At 69.7% G+C, this 4357-nt stretch carries 5 protein-coding genes; all 5 read left to right on the top strand.

The genetic code is table 11. The features are described from left to right. Positions 1–61 precede the first annotated feature (61 nt). The gene (locus ACTIFU_RS22660; RefSeq protein ID WP_439580591.1) at positions 62–1660 is read left to right on the top strand and encodes an amidohydrolase; all 1599 of its coding nucleotides are present in this window, start codon (positions 62–64) and stop codon (positions 1658–1660) included. Positions 1661–1898: 238 nt separating this feature from the next. Beyond that, on the top strand, positions 1899–2255 hold the full coding sequence (locus ACTIFU_RS22655) for a helicase-related protein (RefSeq protein ID WP_439580590.1): 357 nt from the start codon (positions 1899–1901) through the stop codon (positions 2253–2255). Beyond that, positions 2252–2458, top strand: coding sequence for a hypothetical protein (locus ACTIFU_RS22650; protein ID WP_439580589.1), 207 nt, complete (start codon positions 2252–2254; stop codon positions 2456–2458). Before ACTIFU_RS22655 ends, ACTIFU_RS22650 begins: the two co-directional genes overlap by 4 nt. A 91-nt stretch (positions 2459–2549) precedes the next feature. After that, complete coding sequence (ychF, locus tag ACTIFU_RS22645) at positions 2550–3644, top strand: redox-regulated ATPase YchF (RefSeq protein WP_439580588.1); 1095 nt, start codon at positions 2550–2552, stop codon at positions 3642–3644. Positions 3645–3767: 123 nt separating this feature from the next. Next, positions 3768–4357: ABC transporter substrate-binding protein (locus tag ACTIFU_RS22640; RefSeq protein ID WP_439580587.1), on the top strand; the 590-nt coding region annotated here is incomplete at its 3' end.

The following is a 4357-nucleotide window of genomic DNA, read 5'->3' as shown; positions in this document are numbered from 1 at the left end:
GACGGCTTCGCAACGTTCTGGAACGTCCGCCGCACCTGACCTGACTGAGACAGAGGACCTGATGAGCGAGCATAGCGACGCCCGCGCGACCGCGCTCGACTGGATCGCGGCGAACGAGGCGCGGCTTTCCCGGTTCAACGCGCGGATCTGGTCGCATGCCGAGCCGGCCTGGCGCGAGTACCGTTCCGCGCGCGACTATGTCGAACTTCTGCGTGCCGAGGGCTTCGAGGTCGAGGCCGGCTCGGGCGGGATGCCGACCGCGTTCGTCGCGCGCTGGGGCTCCGGCAGGCCGGTGCTCGCCGGGTTCAGCGAGTACGACGCGGTGCCCGGCAACTCGCAGCAGGTCGTGCCCCATCACGCGCCGCGCGAAGGCCTGCATCCCTATGCCGCCGGCCACACCGATCCGCATTCGGTGCTGGGCACCGCCTCGCTCGCGGCGATGCTCGGCGCGCGCGCGGCGATGCAGACCCACGGCATCGCGGGGACGCTGAAGCTGTTCGGCGAGCCGGCCGAGAAGGTCTGCGGCTCGAAGCCGATCCATGCGGCGAAGGGCTACTACGACGATCTCGACGCCGCGGTGGTGTGGCATCCCTGGGGATCGAACACCGTCACCGGCGAGACGCATTTCGGCGCCTACTGGAGTGCCGTGATCACCTTCGAGGCGCCCGCGCCCGAGACCTGGATCGATCCGTCGCTGATGCCGATCGAGGGCGCGCACGCGGCGGCGCGCTGCCCTGGCGCGCTCGATGCGCTCTGCCTGATGTACACGACCACCAAGTACACCAAGGAGGCGATGTTCCCGCATGCGGGGTCGTGGACGCTCAACGAGTTCGTGCTCGGCGACGGCGGCGCCACCTCCGACAACCTCACGCCGCGCTTCTCGCAGATCCAGTACGCCTGGAGATCGTCCTCGCTCGGCATCCAGGAGCAGATCTGGCGCGTGCTCGCCAACAACGCGCGCGCCGCCGCCACCAGCACTGGCTGTCGCGCCTTCGTCCGCTGGGTGACGAAGACGCGCGTCGGCCTGCCCAACACGGTGCTGACGGAACTGGCCTGGAAGAACCTCCAGGCGGTCGGCGCCCCACGGTACGATGAAGAGGCGCTGGACTTCGGCCGCGCAATCCAGCGCAGTCTCGGCCTCGAACCGATGGCGGATCCGTTCATCGCCGATATCACGCGACTGACACCGCCGGCCGAGAACGAGGCGAGGCTGCGTGCCGCCCTGCCGTCCTGGCAGAAGCACCTCAGCGCGGACGACTATGTGGAGTTCTGCTGGCACGCACCGACCGTGCGGCTGCTCGCCGCGCGCCCGCGTCTGCGCCCGCCCTCGCCCGGTTACGCCTATCCCAATTGGGCCTACACCGCGCTCGGCGGGCTGCCGGTGGCGGTCGATCCGGGGATGTTCGTCGCGGCGAGGACCATGGCGCTGACGTTGGTCGATCTCGCCACGCAGCCCGACGCGCTCGCCGCCGCGCAGGCCGAGTTCCGCGAGCGCACGGGCGGCGGTGTAGGCGGATCTCACTGGGTAGGCCCGTTGCTGCCTGCTGAGTTCGTCCCGCCGGTTGACCTGCGCTGGCCGGAATACGTACGGACGGAGCGTGGCGAGGAATGGTGTATCCCCACGCCGTTCGAGGGCACCGGTGCTGGCGCGCCACTTTGAGCAAGGCGGACCACATTGAGGTGGAACGGCCGCAGCGACAACGATTTGTGAGTTGGCCCTGGTAGGCGCACTGCCTTTGCCGGCGCATGCCGTGTCACGCCCCCAAGGCATCACCAGCGCGCTGGTGTTCTCGCAGTTCGCCGGCCCGCATTTCGGCGCGCGACACTAGGCCCGCGCCCTGGCCGCGTTCGACCCGCTGCTGCTGACCGGCGAACTCGATGCGCAGAGCCATGCCAGCGTGGTCAGCCGCTTCCAGGACAGCGACCTGTCCAAGGTGCTGGTGCTGTCGCTCCGGGCCGGTGGCACGGGACTCAATCTCACCAGTGCCTCGCATGTGTTCCACTTCGACCGCTGGTGGAATCCCGGCGTCGAGACGCAGGCGGAGGACCGTGCGTACCGCATCGGACAGACGCGGCCTGTTCAGATCCATGCCGATCTGGCGGCCAGCACCATCGAGAAGCGGATCGCCGACATCCTGGCGGAGAAACGCGCCCTGTTCCCCCACAAGGTCGATGGCATGGCGGCCTGCGAACTGGTGTGGCTCGATAAAGAGGCACTCAAGCGCGCTGTCTCACCGGAGCTTGGCCACCGGTGAGCGGTACCGGTCATCGTCATGGCTCTCCGGTCGCGTCATCGGAGACGCTCGCCGCGCATGGCGGCCTGCGGATCGATCCGACGCCGTTTCCGGCACCGGCGAACGCGGTGCTGATGGCGCGGCGCGGCGCGACGGACGGCGATCCGGCGGAGCGGTGGCTGTGGCACAGGATCGTCGAAAGCTTGCGCGGGCCGAAGGCTTGAGGCAGGCCCCGAGCGACGGAGGGCCCCCGGGTTCAGGGGGATGTGGGGGGACCCGGCAGCGCGGTCCCTCCAAACATACGGAGAGGACCAGATGGGCTTCAACTGCGGCATTGTCGGCCTGCCGAACGTCGGCAAGTCCACGCTGTTCAACGCGCTCACCCAGACCGCAGCCGCCCAGGCCGCGAACTACCCGTTCTGCACCATCGAACCGAACGTAGGCCGCGTGGCGGTGCCCGACCCGCGGCTCGACACGCTCGCGCGCATCGGCAAGTCGGCGAAGGTCATCCCCACCTCGCTGGAATTCGTCGACATCGCCGGGCTGGTGCGCGGCGCCTCCAAGGGCGAGGGGCTGGGCAACCAGTTCCTCGCCAATATCCGCGAGGTGGACGCGATCATCCACGTGCTGCGCTGCTTCGAGGACCCCGACATCACGCATGTGGACGGAGCGATCGACCCGATCCGCGACGCCGACACGGTCGAGACCGAACTCATGCTGGCCGACCTCGAAAGCCTGGAGAAGCGCCTCACCGGGCTCACCAAGCGCGCCCGCGGCGGCGACAAGGAGGCGATCGCGCAGCTTGGCCTGATCGAGACGCTGATCCCCGCCCTGCAGCGGGGCGAGCCGGGCCGCGGCGCCATCCCGCCCGGGCAGGAGACGGCGGCGCGCGCGCTGAACCTGATGACCACCAAGCCCGTGCTCTATGTCTGCAACGTCGAGGAGGGCGCGGCGGCCACCGGCAATGCGTGGAGCACCGCGGTCGAGGCGATGGCCAAGGCCAAGGGCGCGGCCACGGTCGTCGTCTCCGCGGCGATCGAGGCCGAGATCGCGCAACTGCCGGAGGCCGAGAAGGGGCCGTTCCTGGAGAGCGTCGGGCTTGCCGACAGCGGGCTCGACCGGGTGATTCGCGCCGGCTACGTGCTGCTTGGCCTGATCACGTTCTTCACTGTCGGGCCGAAGGAAGCGCGGGCCTGGACGATCGTGCGAGGCACCCGCGCGCCGCAGGCCGCCGGCGTCATCCACGGCGACTTCGAGCGCGGCTTCATCGCCGCCGAGACGATCACCTACGACGACTTCATCGCCTGCGGCGGCGAGGTCGGCGCCAAGGAGGCGGGAAGGATGCGCGTCGAGGGCAAGGACTACATCGTGCGCGACGGCGACGTGATGCTGTTCCGCTTCAACGTCTGAGGGCAGCGCACCGGACAACGGCGCCCGCCCGTCCCGCCGGCAACCACAGCTTCATGGAAACGTCGCGTCCGCGCGGCACCGGCGCGGCTAGCGTCCCTCCCGCATACCACCGGGAGAGCCGCCATGACGACCTCGCGACGCACCCTGTTCGCCGGCGCATCCGCGCTGGCTGCTGCCGGGCTGCTGGATCACCTGCCCGGCCGGGCCGCCCGTGCAGCCGAGCGCATCGGCACGCTGAAGATCGCGCTGCTTGGCCTCGACACCGCCGACCCGCATCGCCACACCGGCTCGATCGCCGTGCAGCAGGTCTATGTCGAGGGGCTGACCAGCATCGCCGATGACGGCCGCGCGATCCCCTATCTCGCCGAGTCCTGGCAGGTCGAGGATGATGGGCGCCGCTACGTCTTCCGCATCCGCGAGGGCGTGCGCTTCCACAACGGCCGGGTGATGACCGCCGAGGACGTGAAGGCGAACGCCGAGCGCGTGCGCGACCGCATCAGCCGCGGCTGGCTGTCGGCGCCGATGAAGCTGGTCACGCGGCTGGAGGCGCCGGATGCGCGCACCTTCGTGATGGAGATGAGCGAGCCCTACGGGCCGCTGCTCAATCTGCTCTCCGAGCTCTGGATCATGGGGCCGGAGAGCGAGGGCTGGTCGGCGACGATCCGCCAGCCGATCGGTACCGGTCCGTTCAGGTTCACCCGCTGGGTGCCGAA

The sequence above is a fragment of the Elioraea sp. genome (assembly GCF_051860475.1).
Classification (GTDB): domain Bacteria; phylum Pseudomonadota; class Alphaproteobacteria; order Acetobacterales; family Acetobacteraceae; genus Elioraea.
Note: the sequence above shows the minus strand (reverse complement) of the source record. Positions and strands in the feature narration are given on the sequence as shown.

What these genes read in the sequence shown, in the direction of transcription:
- ACTIFU_RS22660 (WP_439580591.1), top strand. Translation starts at nt 62, where the DNA reads ATGAGCGAGCATAGCGACGCCCGCGCGACCGCGCTCGACTGGATCGCG.
- ychF (WP_439580588.1), top strand. Translation starts at nt 2,550, where the DNA reads ATGGGCTTCAACTGCGGCATTGTCGGCCTGCCGAACGTCGGCAAGTCC.